This window comes from Weizmannia acidilactici (assembly GCF_008974185.1).
Classification (GTDB): domain Bacteria; phylum Bacillota; class Bacilli; order Bacillales; family Bacillaceae_C; genus Weizmannia; species Weizmannia acidilactici.
Genome location: NZ_BKZP01000025.1, coordinates 1 through 15,988, shown reverse-complemented (window position 1 = coordinate 15,988; position 15,988 = coordinate 1). Strand labels below are relative to the sequence as shown.

At 45.0% G+C, this 15,988-nt stretch carries 15 protein-coding genes, 1 tRNA gene and 1 pseudogene; 7 read left to right on the top strand and 10 right to left on the bottom strand.

Annotated features, from left to right (window positions below):
* The first annotated feature begins 246 nt into the window (after positions 1 to 246).
* The 3 genes from BpJC4_RS11240 to BpJC4_RS11230 are packed head-to-tail and all read left to right on the top strand — an operon-like array spanning position 247 to position 3,390.
* The gene (locus BpJC4_RS11240) at positions 247 to 1,923 is read left to right on the top strand and encodes a DUF6044 family protein (RefSeq protein ID WP_151681007.1); all 1,677 of its coding nucleotides are present in this window, start codon (positions 247 to 249) and stop codon (positions 1,921 to 1,923) included.
* Positions 1,924 to 1,952: 29 nt separating this feature from the next.
* Entirely contained in the window at positions 1,953 to 2,942 is a 990-nt protein-coding gene (locus BpJC4_RS11235; RefSeq protein WP_151697915.1) for a glycosyltransferase family 2 protein, read from the top strand.
* A gap of 4 nt (positions 2,943 to 2,946) precedes the next feature.
* The gene (locus BpJC4_RS11230) at positions 2,947 to 3,390 is read left to right on the top strand and encodes a GtrA family protein (RefSeq protein WP_371862190.1); all 444 of its coding nucleotides are present in this window, start codon (positions 2,947 to 2,949) and stop codon (positions 3,388 to 3,390) included.
* A gap of 13 nt (positions 3,391 to 3,403) precedes the next feature.
* Here BpJC4_RS11230 and BpJC4_RS11225 read toward each other — a convergent pair whose 3' ends face one another.
* The 3 genes from BpJC4_RS11225 to groES all read right to left on the bottom strand — a co-directional run bounded on the left by BpJC4_RS11225 (position 3,404) and on the right by groES (position 5,779).
* Positions 3,404 to 3,622, bottom strand: coding sequence for a WYL domain-containing protein (locus BpJC4_RS11225; RefSeq protein WP_151681005.1), 219 nt, complete (start codon positions 3,620 to 3,622; stop codon positions 3,404 to 3,406).
* Between the two features lie 196 nt (positions 3,623 to 3,818).
* Entirely contained in the window at positions 3,819 to 5,441 is a 1,623-nt protein-coding gene (gene groL, locus BpJC4_RS11220) for a chaperonin GroEL (RefSeq protein ID WP_151697914.1), read from the bottom strand.
* A 53-nt stretch (positions 5,442 to 5,494) separates the two neighbouring features.
* A complete protein-coding gene (gene groES / locus BpJC4_RS11215) occupies positions 5,495 to 5,779 on the bottom strand; it encodes a co-chaperone GroES (protein WP_151681003.1) in 285 nt (94 codons plus the stop codon).
* A 310-nt stretch (positions 5,780 to 6,089) separates the two neighbouring features.
* On the opposite strand from groES, the gene BpJC4_RS11210 reads away from it, so the two are divergent.
* Together BpJC4_RS11210 and BpJC4_RS11205 are read left to right on the top strand one after the other, a co-directional pair.
* Entirely contained in the window at positions 6,090 to 6,821 is a 732-nt protein-coding gene (locus tag BpJC4_RS11210) for a CPBP family intramembrane glutamic endopeptidase (RefSeq protein WP_151697913.1), read from the top strand.
* Positions 6,818 to 7,015 carry a DUF4305 domain-containing protein gene (locus tag BpJC4_RS11205; RefSeq protein WP_151681001.1) on the top strand — a complete coding sequence of 66 codons (198 nt, stop codon included), beginning with the start codon at positions 6,818 to 6,820 and terminating at the stop codon, positions 7,013 to 7,015. Before BpJC4_RS11210 ends, BpJC4_RS11205 begins: the two co-directional genes overlap by 4 nt.
* Positions 7,016 to 7,155: 140 nt before the next feature.
* Here BpJC4_RS11205 and tatC read toward each other — a convergent pair whose 3' ends face one another.
* Positions 7,156 to 7,920 carry a twin-arginine translocase subunit TatC gene (gene tatC, locus BpJC4_RS11200; RefSeq protein ID WP_151681000.1) on the bottom strand — a complete coding sequence of 255 codons (765 nt, stop codon included), beginning with the start codon at positions 7,918 to 7,920 and terminating at the stop codon, positions 7,156 to 7,158.
* 160 nt (positions 7,921 to 8,080) lie between these two features.
* Positions 8,081 to 8,755 carry a redox-sensing transcriptional repressor Rex gene (locus tag BpJC4_RS11195; RefSeq protein ID WP_151680999.1) on the bottom strand — a complete coding sequence of 225 codons (675 nt, stop codon included), beginning with the start codon at positions 8,753 to 8,755 and terminating at the stop codon, positions 8,081 to 8,083.
* A 279-nt stretch (positions 8,756 to 9,034) separates the two neighbouring features.
* Here BpJC4_RS11195 and BpJC4_RS11190 point away from each other — a divergent pair, with 279 nt between their 5' ends.
* On the top strand, positions 9,035 to 10,954 hold the full coding sequence (locus BpJC4_RS11190) for an ABC-F family ATP-binding cassette domain-containing protein (protein WP_151680998.1): 1,920 nt from the start codon (positions 9,035 to 9,037) through the stop codon (positions 10,952 to 10,954).
* Between the two features lie 634 nt (positions 10,955 to 11,588).
* Positions 11,589 to 13,099 (top strand): annotated as a pseudogene (locus BpJC4_RS11185) (IS1182 family transposase).
* Here the strand turns inward: BpJC4_RS11185 and tsaD are convergent.
* The 5 genes from tsaD to BpJC4_RS11160 form a co-directional block, all read right to left on the bottom strand.
* The gene (gene tsaD, locus BpJC4_RS11180) at positions 13,032 to 14,048 is read right to left on the bottom strand and encodes a tRNA (adenosine(37)-N6)-threonylcarbamoyltransferase complex transferase subunit TsaD (RefSeq protein WP_151680997.1); all 1,017 of its coding nucleotides are present in this window, start codon (positions 14,046 to 14,048) and stop codon (positions 13,032 to 13,034) included. The pseudogene BpJC4_RS11185 and the gene tsaD sit on opposite strands and share 68 nt — an antisense overlap.
* Positions 14,049 to 14,504 carry a ribosomal protein S18-alanine N-acetyltransferase gene (rimI, locus tag BpJC4_RS11175; protein ID WP_151680996.1) on the bottom strand — a complete coding sequence of 152 codons (456 nt, stop codon included), beginning with the start codon at positions 14,502 to 14,504 and terminating at the stop codon, positions 14,049 to 14,051.
* Between the two features lie 3 nt (positions 14,505 to 14,507).
* Positions 14,508 to 15,209 (bottom strand): tRNA (adenosine(37)-N6)-threonylcarbamoyltransferase complex dimerization subunit type 1 TsaB, encoded by a 702-nt coding sequence (gene tsaB / locus BpJC4_RS11170; RefSeq protein ID WP_151680995.1) that lies wholly within the window; start codon positions 15,207 to 15,209, stop codon positions 14,508 to 14,510.
* Entirely contained in the window at positions 15,206 to 15,661 is a 456-nt protein-coding gene (tsaE, locus tag BpJC4_RS11165) for a tRNA (adenosine(37)-N6)-threonylcarbamoyltransferase complex ATPase subunit type 1 TsaE (RefSeq protein WP_151680994.1), read from the bottom strand. Before tsaE ends, tsaB begins: the two co-directional genes overlap by 4 nt.
* A gap of 235 nt (positions 15,662 to 15,896) precedes the next feature.
* Positions 15,897 to 15,970, bottom strand: a tRNA-Met gene (locus tag BpJC4_RS11160).
* Positions 15,971 to 15,988: the final 18 nt, after the last annotated feature.

Below are 15,988 nucleotides of genomic sequence, written 5' to 3'. Positions count from 1 at the left end.
GCTTCTTCCCTTCATCCTGGCATTTGAAACCATTTTATGCTTCTCCTATTATATCATTAATATAAGGAAGTAATTATTTAAAACCTCGCACGATTTTTAATTCTGTGCCAGTTACGTCCGCGGCGTTTTTCCGGATGCTGTGAACTTTTTTTCCCATACAGTCGTCTATTTAAAAGTGTTTTAAGGAGTTGGAGGCTTCCGTACCAAGCCTGGATAAAAAATAAGAGTTGGATGGTGTCGAATGGGATGAATACAAGTTTTAAAGAAAAAAAAGCATTGTGGGTGGCAGTGATCATCCTTGCCGTCTATCTTTCCCCCATGTATATTCTTGGCGGCAATATGCATATCCGGGTCCATGACAATTTGGATTCGAACATCGCGTGGTACCGTGTGCTTGACCGGAGCGGGGAATTATTCGGCCCTCTGAATGCGACGATACCGCAGATTATTAACGGACTGCCGAGAAACGCATTTGGAACGGAATTCAGCGGGATCCAATGGCTATACGCGCTGTTTTCACCCGTTGCCGCTTATACGCTCAGCCAGACAATAACAAGAGTATTTGCATTTTTGGGCATGTATCTCTTATTAAAAAGGCATTTTGTTAAAAGCAATGATGCCTATCCAATCCGGGTATGGGTATCGCTTGCCTTTGCCATTACACCTTTTTGGCCGTCCGGGATGTTGAGTACATTGGGAATGCCGCTTGCACTTTGGGCATTCTTAAATATCAGGGAAAGGCAGGCCACTTGGAAAGAGTGGCTGACGCTCACGCTTTTGCCTTTCTATTCCAGTTTTGTGCTTGGGTTTTTCTTTTTCCTAACAGCGATGGGGCTGTTATGGCTGCGGGATGTTTTTGTGAAAAAGGAATGCAATTGGAAATTCTTTTTCGGCATTGTTTGGATGACATGCCTATATTTAGGGATTGAATACCGTCTTGTTTATTCCCTAGTCTTTTCCCATGAGCCGACCAGCCGGAATGATTTTGTCAGCTCCAAACTCGGATTTTGGCATACATTGCGACTCGCGTTGTGGAACTATTCTTTCGGGCATACACACGATATGACAGTCCATACACTTGTCATTCTGCCGCTTTCTTTTGTCGTGTTATGGCTGATTTACAAATCAAAAGCCTGGAAAGAAGAAAAACGCTATGTGCAACTTTTTGTATTAAATGCCGTATTATCCCTTTGGTATGCTTTTTGGTTCAACAAGGCATGGGAGCCGCTAAAAGAACGAATCAGCCTGCTCAATACTTTTAATTTTGCGCGGTTCCACTTTTTGCGGCCGCTCGTCATATATACAATGTTTGCCGCAGGCTCGCTTTTTCTCTGGAAGCGAAGTGAAAAGTGGAAAAAGTTTGTGAAAGTTTGTTTAATCGCGCAGATTGTCGTCCTGTTTGCTTTTAATCCTGAAATATACTACCGTGTAGCAGGAAAACCGTCATTTAACCAGTTTTATGCGGTGCAGCAGTTCAACGAAATCAGCCGCTACATCGGGAAGCCGAAAAGTTCCTACCGCGTGGCGAGCATCGGGATTCATCCGGCCATCGCCCAGTATAACGGTTTTTATACATTGGACACGTACAATAACTACTATCCATTGTCCTATAAAAGGCAGTTCCGGAAAATCATCGCAAAAGAGCTGGATAAAAGCCCGACATTAAAAACGTATTTTGACCAATGGGGAAACCGCTGCTATATTTTTGTCAGTGAATTGGGCAAAAACTATGAATTTAAAAAAGGCAGCGGGGTCAAAATCCACCACCTTAATATTGATACGAATGCATTTAAAAAACTCGGCGGCCGTTATATTTTTTCCGCCGTTCCGATTTTAAACACAAAAGAGGAGCATTTGCGGTTTTTAAAAGCTTTCCATAACCGCCAATCGGCCTGGACTATTTATTTATACGAAGCAGAATAACAAAATCGTATGGCAGAGGAGATATGAAAATGAACCATTATCCGAAATTAACCATTGTCGTTCCTTGTTATAATGAAGAAGAAGTGCTGCCTGATACGATGAAACAGCTGGCTGAAGTGCTGGAATCCCTTGCCAATTCCAATTTAATCAGGGAAGACAGCACACTGTTGTTTGTCGATGACGGCAGCCGCGACCGGACATGGGAAATCATTGAGACAGCCTCGGCCCAAAAACCGCATGTAAAAGGCGTAAAGCTGTCCCGCAACGCCGGGCACCAGAACGCCCTTCTTGCAGGGCTTTCGGTTGCAAGCGAACGTTCCGACTGCGTCATCTCGATTGACGCGGATTTGCAGGATGATATCCGTGTCATCCGGACGTTTGTCGAAAAATATTGGCAAGGCTATGATATTGTATACGGTGTCCGTGACAGCCGCAAAACGGATACATGGTTTAAACGGACAACCGCTGAAGGGTTTTATTGGGTAATGGGAAAACTGGGTATCCAATTGATCCCGAACCATGCCGATTTCCGGCTGATGAGCAAAAGGGCGCTCGAAGAACTTTTAAATTATAAAGAAACAAATCTTTTTTTGCGCGGCATTATTCCTTTACTCGGCTTTCCTTCCGCAAAAGTGTATTACGACAGGAAAGAGCGGCTGGCCGGGGAGTCAAAATACCCTTTAAAAAAGATGCTGGCTTTTGCATTGGACGGCATCACTTCTTTCAGCATTGCCCCGATCCGCTTTGTGACTGCACTTGGGTTTATAACATTTATTTTAAGCGCTGTTGTCGGTATTTACGCAATTGTACAGGAACTTATGGGCCGTACGGTTTCCGGATGGACGTCTCTGATTTTGTCCATCTGGCTCCTTGGGGGGCTGGAACTGATGGCGGTCGGATTGATCGGCGAATACATCGGAAAAATTTTCAAGGAAGTAAAAAGGCGCCCGCGCTATACGATCGAAACAAATTTATACAAAACAAGCCGGTCTTCCTTCGCATCCCGGAAAGAAGAATGATACAATGGGATTTACGGCAAAAGCTAACAACAGAAAGGTGTACAGCACGCTCATGAGCAGTAAAAAACAATATGCCTCATTTATTAAATTTTGTATTGTCGGTGCCGGTAATACGATTGTTGATTTTATCGTGTTCTTTATTTTAACGCATGTCCATGTGCCTTATTTGGCGGCGCAAGCTTGCTCTTATACGGCAGGCATGGTGAACAGCTATATCTTCAACCGTTTTTGGACGTTTCAAGTGAGGAAAAAGCCTAGTTTTTATGAAGCTTTTCGTTTTGTTGTCATTAATTTAATCGTATACGGATTTACCTCCCTTCTCCTCTTTCTGTTTCACCAGCAATGGGGCTGGCCGCTTCTTTACGCCAAAATCATTGCGACCTTGGCAGGGATTGCCGTCAATTTCATCGGCAGCAGGCTCTGGGTATTCCGTGAGCATACGGAATAGCCGGGCCCGTCCTTCATGCCCCCTTTTTTATTTTCCGCAGCCGGGCTATGCCCAAAACGTTTTCAAATTTAAACGTCCGGATCTTCCTCCTCAAATCACAGTAAGCAGTGAATGAATGCTCATGAACTGCCAGTACTTTTATCGTGCGCTGCGAAATCTCCCCGCACCAGTTCATATAGATCAGTTCCAAGCGTTCCCCCGTTTCCATCGCATTTTTGAGCAGGCTGATCATCCCGACTCTCCCCCTTCACGAATGTTTGTTCTCATTTTAACACGAACACACATTCTTTTTCAAGCGAAAATAGAACATTTATTCGGATATCCCGCCTCTTTCGAAAAACAGGAGGAGCGCTCTGCCTGCAAATGCAAAAAAGCCACTTCCCGAAATACGGGAAGCAGCTTTTTTATCTTTTGCCCTAATGGCAGCATTACATCATGCCCATGCCGCCCATGTCCGGCGCGCCGCCTGCAGGAGCCTGCGGTTCAGGTTTGTCAGCCACAACCGCTTCTGTAGTGAGAAGCATTGCAGCGACAGAAGCAGCATTTTGAAGTGCAGAACGCGTAACTTTAGTAGGGTCAACGATACCGGCTTCGATCATGTTTACCCATTCTCCATTCGCAGCGTTGTATCCGATTCCGGTTTCTTCTTTCTTCAAGCGTTCCACAATAACCGATCCTTCAAGGCCGGCATTTGCAGCGATTTGGCGTACAGGTTCTTCCAAAGCACGAAGTACAATGTTCACACCTGTGCGGACATCGCCTTCCGCCTCAATCGCAGCAACTTTCTTGATCACATTAACAAGTGCAGTACCACCGCCGGCTACAATGCCTTCTTCAACAGCAGCGCGGGTGGAGTTCAAAGCATCTTCAATACGCAGTTTGCGTTCTTTTAATTCCGTTTCAGTTGCAGCACCGACTTTGATGACTGCAACACCGCCAGCGAGTTTTGCAAGGCGTTCCTGCAGTTTTTCACGGTCAAACTCGGAAGTCGTTTCTTCCAATTGCGCGCGAATTTGGTTCACACGGGCGGAAATGGCTGCAGAATCCCCGGCGCCTTCAACAATTGTCGTCGTTTCTTTTGTGACAACAACTTTTCCGGCACGACCCAATTGATTGATTGTTGCGGATTTCAGCTCAAGGCCCAAATCTTCCGTAATGACTTCGCCGCCTGTAAGGGTTGCAATATCTTCAAGCATTGCTTTGCGGCGGTCACCGAAGCCAGGCGCTTTAACCGCAACCGCATTGAATGTGCCTCGCAGTTTATTGACAACAAGTGTCGCAAGGGCTTCACCTTCAACATCTTCCGCAATGAGCAACAGCGGTTTGCCCTGTTGGACAACTTGTTCCAAAACAGGCAGGATTTCTTGGATATTGGAAATCTTTTTGTCAGTAATTAAGATATATGGATTTTCAAGAACAGCTTCCATTTTGTCGGAATCTGTTACCATGTAAGGCGATGCATAACCGCGGTCAAATTGCATCCCTTCCACAACATCCAGTTCCGTTGAGAAGCCTTTGGATTCTTCGATTGTAATAACGCCGTCGTTGCCAACGCGTTCCATTGCTTCTGCAATCAATTGGCCGACTTCTTCGTCAGCGGCAGAAATGGAAGCAACCTGTGCGATGGAAGCTTTGCCTTCGATTGGTTTGGAGATTGCTTTTAATTCTTCAACGGCAGCAGCAACAGCTTTTTCAATCCCTTTGCGGATGCCGACAGGATTTGCGCCGGCTGTAACGTTTTTCAGGCCTTCGCGGATCATGGCCTGTGCCAAAACAGTAGCAGTCGTTGTACCGTCACCGGCTACATCGTTTGTTTTGCTTGCCACTTCGGATACGAGTTTCGCACCCATGTTTTCGAACGCGTCTTCAATTTCAATTTCTTTTGCAATGGTGACACCGTCATTTGTGATGAGCGGAGAACCGAATTTCTTTTCCAATACAACATTGCGTCCTTTCGGGCCCAATGTCACTTTAACAGCGTCCGCAAGTTTATCTACACCACGAAGCATGCCGCGGCGGGCTTCTTCGCCGAATTTAATTTCTTTTGCCATTTATAAAAACCTCCTCATATTCGTTATATTTTTCTATGTTCACGCAATCACGCTTATTCCACAATTGCCAAAATATCGCTTTCGCGAAGGATTAAGTATTCGTTGCCTTGGTATTTCACTTCTGTACCAGCATATTTCGAAAAGATGATGCGATCGCCTACCGCTACATCAATGGCAACGCGCTCGCCATTGTCCAGCACACGCCCTGAGCCGACAGCGACGACTTTGCCTTCCTGCGGCTTTTCTTTCGCAGTATCAGGCAGCACAATACCGCTTGCTGTTTTTTCTTCAGTTTCTACTAATTCAATTACGACGCGATCACCCAGTGGTTTTAACAAGTGAAACAACCTCCTTAATTCGTATTATGTAAAATTTTGTCCATTATTAGCACTCGCTATAGATGAGTGCTAACACAATTATTATAATAAATAATTCATTCTCCTTTTGCAAGTCTCTAACACAACTTTTTTTATTTTTTTTGCTTCCGGTGTCCCCTTATAAGTATGCTTTAACAACAACCGAATATGCAACTTAAAAGGCTGACGGACACAAGCATTTGAACACCGCTCCGTTCAATAGTACAATGTACATATTGGACCATTTTGCAAACCTTTAAACTCTGAACTGCCCAGGAAAGGAAATGAACGCGTGAAAAAAGAGTATGTGTATATTCTGGTGACGTACGTCCTCATGCTGTTGTCCAACATTATCGGCTACCCGATGCTCTACTGGACCGGGGTAAACCTATTCCATGAGCCGCCCGCCAGCATGAAAACTTTGACACCCCCGCTTTGGACGGTATTAAGTTTTATTGTCGGCTTGATCATCGTCCTTCATTTTTTGCGGAGAGCCGCAAAAAATGAAATGAACCGGGCTGAAGTGCTCCCGGCTGGCCCATCTGCCTTGTGGGCGGTATACGGCGTCTTTCTGTGCTTCTTCGCCCAGATTGTTGCCGCAAAAATCGAATCACTTTTCGGCATTCCGCAAAGCTCCAACAACACGCAGCAAATCATGGTGCTGATCGAAAGATTTCCGCTTGTCATTTTGATCAGTTCCATAGCCGGGCCGATTCTGGAAGAAATCGTCTTCCGGAAAATCATTTTCGGCACACTGCGCAGGCGGTTTTCCTTTATCGTCTCCGGAGTGGTCAGCTCCGTCATTTTCGGGCTTGCCCACACTGAGATCAGCCACTTGTTCCTGTATTCTCTTTTAGGGCTGACGCTTGCTTTTTTATATGAAAAAACGAAACGGATTACTGTCTCCATGTTTGCACACGTGTCCATGAACACCATTGTGGTGGTAATGCAGCTTTTGTATCCGTCCGTTCAACAGACATTACAATTTCAAGATTTTCACAGCTTAATTGGAGGACTTATATGATGAAGCCACTTTTTTCAGGTGTGGTCAATTGCCTGCTTGGGGCATTGTTCACTTATTTTGCCATCCAGCAAGTGCAGATGAGCGGCTGGGGCTTTTTTTGTTACCTGCTTCTTTTGATTGCCACTTTGGATCTGGGATCGGGGATCAGGCTGATTCTTTTCCATTTCAGGCTCAAACATTCGGCCAAAAAATAAAAAGCCGTTTTTTCCGGAACACTTCAAACAGTCCGGGAAAAACGGCTTTTTTGCATCACATTCCACTGATGATGATTGCGGATTTGCGGAACGCCTGCGCAGCAACGGAACGAATTTGACGGCCGTGTGCAAACCGGCACTCATTCAGAAATCATCGTTTGCTCATCAATGGTTATTTCTTTTTCTCCTTTTTTTGCTTTAAGGTATGAAAATTTTGAGACGACTGCGCTGATTTCGTACAGCAAAATCAGCGGTACGCCGGCCATCAGCTGCGAAAATACATCGGGCGGTGTAATGATGGCTGCCGCCGCAATTAAAGCAACATACGCGTATTTTCGTGCCTTTTTTAACAGCATTGGTGTAATGACGCCAAGCCGGGTGAGAAACATGACTACAACCGGCATCTGGAACACAAATCCAAAAGGAAGCGTAATTTGCAGAAGAAATTGGAAATATTCACGGATGCCAATAACCGTATGGACTCCCATTTCCGCCGACAATTCCATCATAAATTCCACCATAAATGGAAAAAGAACAAAGTAAGAAAATGAAATGCCAAGCATAAACAGCAAAATGGAAATGGGAATATAGCTTAATGTGATTTTCCTTTCCTTCTCATACAGGCCAGGGCTTACAAACGCCCACAGCTGGTACAGAATCACCGGGAGCGTCAGCAAGCATGCAATGACAACAGATACTTCCATAAAAACCTTAATCGGATCCGTCACCCTGAAGGCGTTCATCGTTAACACTTCGGCTTCTTCAGCATGCTGCAAATAACGGATCACAGGTTTGGCGGCAAATAATCCCACAATCATCGCAAACACAAAGAAAACGAGAACCGTAATCAGCCGCTTTCTCAATTCCTGAATATGCTCGGCAACCGTCATGTTTTTCGGATTCAAGGCCGTTCACCTTTCATTTCCGCCTTTCGATCCTCCCCATTTTCGGCTCCGCTATGCAACACCTTCAAACCAAAACTACCGGACAGCTTTCCCTTGAATTCCGTTCCCACTTCGGGCCACCCCCTGTACCCATTATGATAACGGAAAAAGAGCGTTTTGGCTATGATTTGACGGTTTTTTCTTTCGAATTTTCGGCATCATTTGAATAATGCTGCAAAAAGTAGATGAGGGCTTGCAGTTCCACGGCCAAATCAATATGGTGGACGCGGACATTCGGCGGGACATTTAGCCTGGCAGGCGTGAAATTCAAGATTCCCTTCACGTTTGTATCCGCAAGTTCATCTGTCACAGTCTGCGCGGCAATGGCCGGAACCGTTAAAATCACGACCGTCACGTCTTCCTGACGAAGCCGCTCCTTTAAATCGTTCATGCTGTAAATCGGCACATTGCCGACCCGTTTTCCTACTTTGCTTTCATCGTTATCAAAGGCCATCACAATCCGAGCGCTGTTGTTTTTGGAAAAATTATAGTTCAAAAGGGCAGTTCCCAAGTTTCCTACCCCAATGAGCGCCACATTTGTCATTTCATCCTGGTTAAGCGTCTTGCTGAAGAAAGACAATAAATATTTAACATTATAACCGTACCCTTTTTTCCCGAGCGCCCCGAAATAAGAAAAATCCCTGCGGATCGTCGCCGAATCGACTTTCACCGCTTCGCTCAGTTCCGCTGAAGAGACCCTCTGCTTGCCAAGAGTGTACAAATTTCTCAAATAACGGTAATACAATGGTAATCGTTTCGCGGTGGCTTGTGGTATTTTAGCTGATTCATCTTTCATGTGAAATCCCCCAAGTTGGTTCCTTTTAGTTTTCGAGATATTTGGCAGCGCTACCAATCCATGATTTTATATTACTCCTGTTTTTATAAATAAAAAATAACCGTCTTTGAAAAAATTTAATCTTACGCCCATTCTCTCTCCAACCATGTTAAATATATCACAAATTTGCATATTTTTCATTGATTTATGTGAAAAGATTTTTGACAATATTCGCGTGCCTCAGTTGAGTTGCAGAGCTGCATCCTGTACACTTACAATAATATAGAGGTGAAAATGGCCATGATGTTGCTGCAAGTTCAACAAGTCACAAAATATTTTGGTGCTGAACTTATTTTATCGAATATAAAATTGGAAATCCAGACAAAAGACCGCATTGCTTTAGTCGGAAGAAACGGGGCAGGGAAATCGACCCTGCTGAAAATCATTGCCGGCCAGCTGTCATATGATGAAGGAACGATTACGAAACCGAACGGGGTCGAAATTGGATATTTGGCCCAAAATTCAGGGTTGGAATCCAATCTTTCCATTTGGGATGAAATGATGTCCGTATTTAAGGGCCTGCTCAATATGGAAAAACAGCTGCGGGCGCTTGAACAAAAAATGGCGGATCCTTCCATTTATAACCGTCCGGCTGAATATGAAAAAATTTTACAGGCTTATGATGAGCTTCAGACCCGCTTTAAAGAGGAAGGCGGATACCAGATCGAGGCGGACATCCGCTCCATCCTGCACGGGTTCCGTTTTCATCAGTACGACTACAGCACCCCGATCCATACATTAAGTGGCGGGCAAAAAACGCGGCTGGGGCTGGCAAAATTATTGCTGTCCAAACCAGATATTTTAATTTTGGATGAGCCTACAAACCATCTTGATATCGAAACGCTCACCTGGCTTGAGCAATATTTGCAGGGCTACCAGGGCGCGATCCTGATCGTTTCCCACGACCGTTATTTTCTCGACAAAGTCGTCAACCAGGTATACGAAATTTCAAGGCATTCGATCAAGAAATACTATGGTAATTACAGCCGCTACCTGGAACAGAAAGCTGCCCAGTACGAACGGGATTTGAAACAATACGAAAAACAACAGGAAGAAGTCACGAAACTGCAGGAATTTATCCAAAAAAATATCGCGCGCGCCACGACGACAAAACGGGCACAAAGCCGGAGAAAACAGCTTGAAAAAATGGAATTAATGGACAGACCGCTCGGTGATGAAAAATCGGCCCATTTTTCTTTTGAAATCGAAAAACAAAGCGGCAACGAAGTGCTCCAAGTGCAGGAGGCTTCCATCGGCTATGGTGGGGAAGCTGTTGCGCGAAATATCAATCTTTCCGTGAAACGGGAAGACAGCGTTGCCCTTGTCGGACCGAACGGCATCGGCAAATCAACGCTCATCAAAACCATCTTAAATAAACTTCCCCTTCTATCAGGAACGATCCAATTCGGATCCAACGTAACAACCGGCTATTACGACCAGGAACAGGCGGACTTGTCTTCCAACAAAACCGTTTTGCAGGAATTATGGGATGAATACCCGCTTAAATCCGAAAAAGAAATCCGTACTGCACTAGGGAATTTCCTTTTTTCAGGCGATGACGTGCTTAAAACTGTCTCCTCCTTAAGCGGCGGCGAAAAAGCCCGGCTTGCCCTTGCCAAATTAATGCTGCAAAAAGCCAACTTTCTCATCCTTGACGAACCGACAAACCATCTTGACCTGGACAGCAAAGAAGTGCTCGAAAATGCTTTAATTGATTACCCGGGAACCATTTTATTTATTTCGCATGACCGTTACTTTATTAACCGGATTGCCACGAAAGTCGTCGAACTTTCGAAGGACGGCACACAGGAATTTCTCGGCGACTATGATTATTATGTGCAAAAACGGGAAGAAATGTTGGAACTTGAGCGGCTGGAAAAAGCGGAAAAAGAAGCGGAAAAAGCGATGCAGCCGACCAAAAGCACTTATCAACAGGATAAGGAAGCAAAAAAACTGGAACGCCAAAGAAAGCGGAGAATCGAAGAAATTGAAGCAAAAATCGAAGCGCTGGAAACCGAAATCAGCGGGTGGGAAGAAAAGCTGGCGGATCCGGATGTTTTCCAAGATCATGTGAAAATGCGTGAAGTAACGGATGAACTGGAAAAGAGGAAAAACGAGCTGGATGCCCTGATGGATGAGTGGGCGGAAATTGCGGAATAAGCATGCGGGTCGCTGTGGAAAAAGAAGTTGTGAAAAGCGGCGGGCTGATACCAATTGTGGTATGATCCCACCGTTTTTTTTATACAACTTTTTTAACGCCGGAATTTTTTCAACAAATATCAACAATTTTCGATAGCGGGTCGTCTCGATCATTCACAGATTTATTCACAGCTTGTTTGTTGGTTTCTTGCTTTTTAACTTATTTTTCCACAAAATCCACAATTATCAACAGATTTATCCACATTAATCACAGGATGTGCAAAAAATTTTTTAAAAGTTTTTCACAGAACGGATAAATTATAAACAGTTTTTCCACAGATTGTGCACAATTTTTCTGAATAACCTTCCGACAAAAAGGGGCTGTCCCAAAAGACGGTAATCTGGCTGAAGGGGCGCCCCTTTCTTTGTGAAAAAATTATTATCGTTGGTTGTTGATGATCGCGAAATTCACTCGCTTTCCGCATGCGTCGCGAGCCTCCTCGCTTGTTCCTCACGTCACTCGCTGCGGGGTCTCTTCTTGCTCGCTTTTCCCGCAGGAGTCTCGTAAATTTCGCGATCATCAACGCGTGCTAAACGAAGAAAGCGCAAAAAAACCGCCTTTTCCATTATAATGTAAGTGACTAGCAAACATTGAATGGAGGCGGTTTTTTTGAGTAACTATTCAGCTACCTTTATTGATTATAACATGGGACAACTCATTCTTCCAATGGATTTTAGTGATATGATTCCAGAAAGCCATGTAGCCCGCGTTGTCAATGATATGGTGAATCAAATCAGCGACGACTTCTTCTTCTCGTATTATAAAGGCGGGGGCCGTCCTTCGTATCACCCTAAAATGATGACAAAAGTAATTCTCTATGCTTACACTGAAAAAAGTTATTCTTGCCGGGGTATCGCAAAAGCCCTTCTTGAAAATCTTCCGATGATGTGGCTGTCTGGGCAACAAACGCCAGATTTCCGAACCATCAACCGATTCCGTTCGGAACGGATGAAAGACATGATCGAGCCCCTTTTTACCGAACTCATCAATCTTTTATTGGAACAAAAATATATCACGCTGGAAAACTACTTCATGGACGGCACAAAGATCGAGGCAAACGCCAATAAGTACACGTTTGTCTAGAAAAAAGTGACAGAAAAATATGAAGAGAAACTCCACTAAAATCTCCAAAAGATGTTTCAGTTGATCGACAATCGAATTAGATGAAAAAACGTTAAAAGAATGAAAGAACAAGCTGAACGCGTTAGTGCAGAGCAGCTGGAGAAAATTGCAAAAAAGGTGGAGCAAAAAGTCAAAGAAGCTGAAACAGACGCAGAGCAGGAAAAAGACAAGGAACTGAAGAAAGAGAAAAAGGCAGTCTATCGGTCGAAACGAAAAATTTACAAGAAACTCAAAGAAGACTACTTACCACGGCTGAAGAAGTATGAAGCATTTTTGGAGACCGGAACAGTTATTCCAAAACAGATCACGATGCCACCTTTATGCGGATGAAAGAAGATCATATGAAAAACGGCCAGCTGAAACCGGGTTACAATGTCCAAATTGGAACGGAAGACCAGCTTATTCTTGGATACACTATACACCAGAGGCCAACTGATACAAGATGCTTTGTGCCGCATTTGGAGAAGCTGAAAGCATCCGGCCTGCCTAAGCCAAAACGGATCATTGCGGATGCAGGTTATGGCGGGGAAGCCAACTATTTGTATGCGCATGAGGAAGAGTTCGAAGCATTGATTCCTTACAATACTATGAGGAAAGAAGAGACGCGGGCTTACAAAAAAGATATCCGAAATGTTTCTAACTGGGAATATCGTGAAAAAGACGAGCAAATCTACGCTCGAAGGAAAATCGAGGTAGAAAGCGTGTTCGGTCATATCAAAGGCAATCGGTCGTTCCGCAGATTTTCTTTACGGGGGCTTGAGAAAGTAAATATCGAATTCGGGCTGGGTGCCATCGTCCACAATCTTCTGAAACAGGCGGAAAAGAACCGCCTGTTTCAGAAACAAGAAAAACCGTTGAGAAAATTATTTTCTCAACGGTTTTTCTTGTTTAAGAAGGGGCTTTTGGGACAGCCCCCTAAAAATTTTCTATATCAAGCCCCGGATAAGCATTTAAATCAAGGGCACTCCTTTTCCCTTTTTTAAAAAGCACGGTACCACAAGCGGCGATCATCGCAGCATTATCTGTGCATAAATGGATCGGCGGGATGCTAAGCTCCACGTCCGGCAGCTTATGGAATGCTTCTTCCAAAGCGGCGCGCAATCCTTTATTCGCGGCAACCCCGCCGGCCACTAGCACTTCTTTAACTTCAAATTCTTTGGCGGCCTCTATTGTTTTTCCGACAAGCACATCAACCACACTTTGCTGGAAACTCGCCGCCATGTCTTCCGGCTTGATCGTTTCCCCGCGCTGCGCTGCATTGTGCAGCGTATTGATGACAGCCGATTTTAAACCGCTGAAACTGAAATCGTATGTGCCCTCAAGCCAAGCACGTGGCAAATCAATATTCGGTTCACCTTCATGGGCGAGCCGGTCGATCTGCGGGCCGCCGGGGTACGGCAGATTTAATGTCCGGGCCACTTTGTCATAAGCCTCTCCCGCTGCATCGTCCCTCGTTTCGCCGATGACTTCAAATTCGGCATGCCCTTTCATCAAGATAAGTTCCGTATGCCCGCCGGAAACGACAAGCGCCAGCAACGGGAACTTCATTTCATGCTCCAGCCGGTTTGCGTAAATATGCCCTGCAATATGATGGACGCCGACAAGCGGAATCTGATGCGTAAAACTGAGCGCTTTTGCGGCATTTACGCCAACAAGCAGCGCACCGACCAGTCCCGGCCCTTCCGTAACTGCAATAGCATCCAAATCCTGAAAAGAAGCTCCCGCCTGCCGCATCGCTTCCTCTATCACGATCGTAATTTGCTCGACATGATGGCGCGAAGCAAGCTCAGGTACGACGCCGCCGAAACGCTTATGGCTATTGATTTGGGAGGCGACTACATTTGAAATGATCTCCGTTCCATTTTTGATGACGGCTGCGGCTGTTTCATCACAGCTCGTTTCTATGCCTAAAACCAATATATCTTTTTCCATTTATAAATTCACCCACATCACAATTGCGTCTTCATAATTATCGGTATAATAACCTTTGCGGATGCCGCCTTCCCGGAACCCAAGTTTTTTATACAGAGAACGTGCAATATCATTGCTGACACGGACTTCTAGGCTGAGCGTTTTCGCATTATTGAGCCTTGCATACTCCATAACGTTCCTTAACAAGGCCTCCCCCAATTTCCGCCCCCGGTATTCCGGCAGCACGGCAAGATTGGTGACATGGGCTTCGTCCACGATCACCCATACACCGCAATAGCCGACCACTCTTTCCTGGTCGATCAGCACCAAATACGTTGCAAAATGGTTATGGACCAGTTCATTATAAAAAGCTTCCCGCGTCCACGGCAGCGAAAAAGAGTGCAGCTCCACATTGTAAATCCCGTCCAAATCCTCAAGCGTGGCTTTCCGCAGAATGATATCTCCCATTTTTATCATATCCTAACTTTTCTCCCGTTTATGCTTTTCCAGCCATTTGGCTTCTGCTTCTACTAAGCGTATGTAATTTGGAACAAAAGTGTGTACTGCTTCCCCGGGCTCGTCCATTCCGAGCTTCGCCAATTCGCTCGGCCGCGGATTATGCATCGTCCAATCCGCCGTAACCATATTACCTTGCAACTTTTCAGCGAGGACAGCTTCATGTAGCGCAACATTTTGGCCGATAAATAAAACAGGCTGATTAAGGTCACACAATCGTGAACCCCATTCAGCAGATAAAATATTGCAATCGTCAATCACCGTTTCTAAATTCCCATTTTCATAACGGTATAATCCTGTATAGATTTGTCCCCTGCGTGCGTCAAACAGCGGGGATATATACCCGTCGAAATAACGTCCTGCCGCCGCAATAAATTTAAGGCTGGAAACACCGACCAAAGGAATTTGCAGACTCCATGCCATCGTTTTGGCAATGGTCACGCCGATGCGCACGCCGGTATATGAGCCGGGACCTTTTGCCACCACAATTTTATCCAATTCGCCCGGGCGTACCCCACACTCCTCCATGACCTGCTGAATGGCAGGCATGACACGGACGCTGTGGTTTTTCTTCAAGTTGGTAATGTATTCTGCCAAAACTGTATTGCCATTCACTAATGAAACGCCTAGCACTTCATTTGAAGTATCGATTGCCAAAATATTCATCCAAAAGACTCCTCACATAATGATACGTATCGGTTCCCGACCGGCTCCGCTTCAATGCATCGCTGGTCGCCTTCAAGGCGGAGGATACGGATTTCCAAAAAGGATTCGGGCAGCTGGTCCTTGATAAAATGTGCCCATTCGATGACTGTAACACCATCGCCTTCGAAATATTCATCAAAGCCCAAGTCTTCCTGCGCATCTTCCAAACGGTACACATCCATATGGTAAAGCGGAATTTTTCCCTGGTACTCTTTGATAATGGTAAAAGTCGGACTGTTTACAGTACGGTGAATGCCAAGCCCTTTTGCAATGCCTTTCGTAAAAGTCGTTTTACCCGCACCCAGGTCGCCTTCCAATAAAATGACATCCCCCGGTTTTAGATGTGCGGCCATATTTTCCGCAAAGGAAAACGTTTCGTCATGGCTGTTGGATATTCGTTTATAGATCCCCATTTAGCCGAGTCCCCTCTACAACTTAATAAAAGGCCCAGTTATAAAGTATGTTGTTGGGCATTTCGATATTTGGAATGTACAACAATAAACAGCGCTTTATAAAAAAAGCCTTAGGAATTTTCCTAAGGGTGCTTGAACATAATTCTAGTTTAACCGATTTTGATGAAATGAGCAAAAAACATGGATAAAAATATAGATAACAAGCAGGGTTTAGACCTGACTTGTTATCAATCAATTGCGGGGGCAGGATTTGAACCTGCGACCTTCGGGTTATGAGCCCGACGAGCTACCAGACTGCTCCACCCCGCGATAATATAAAAGATATCC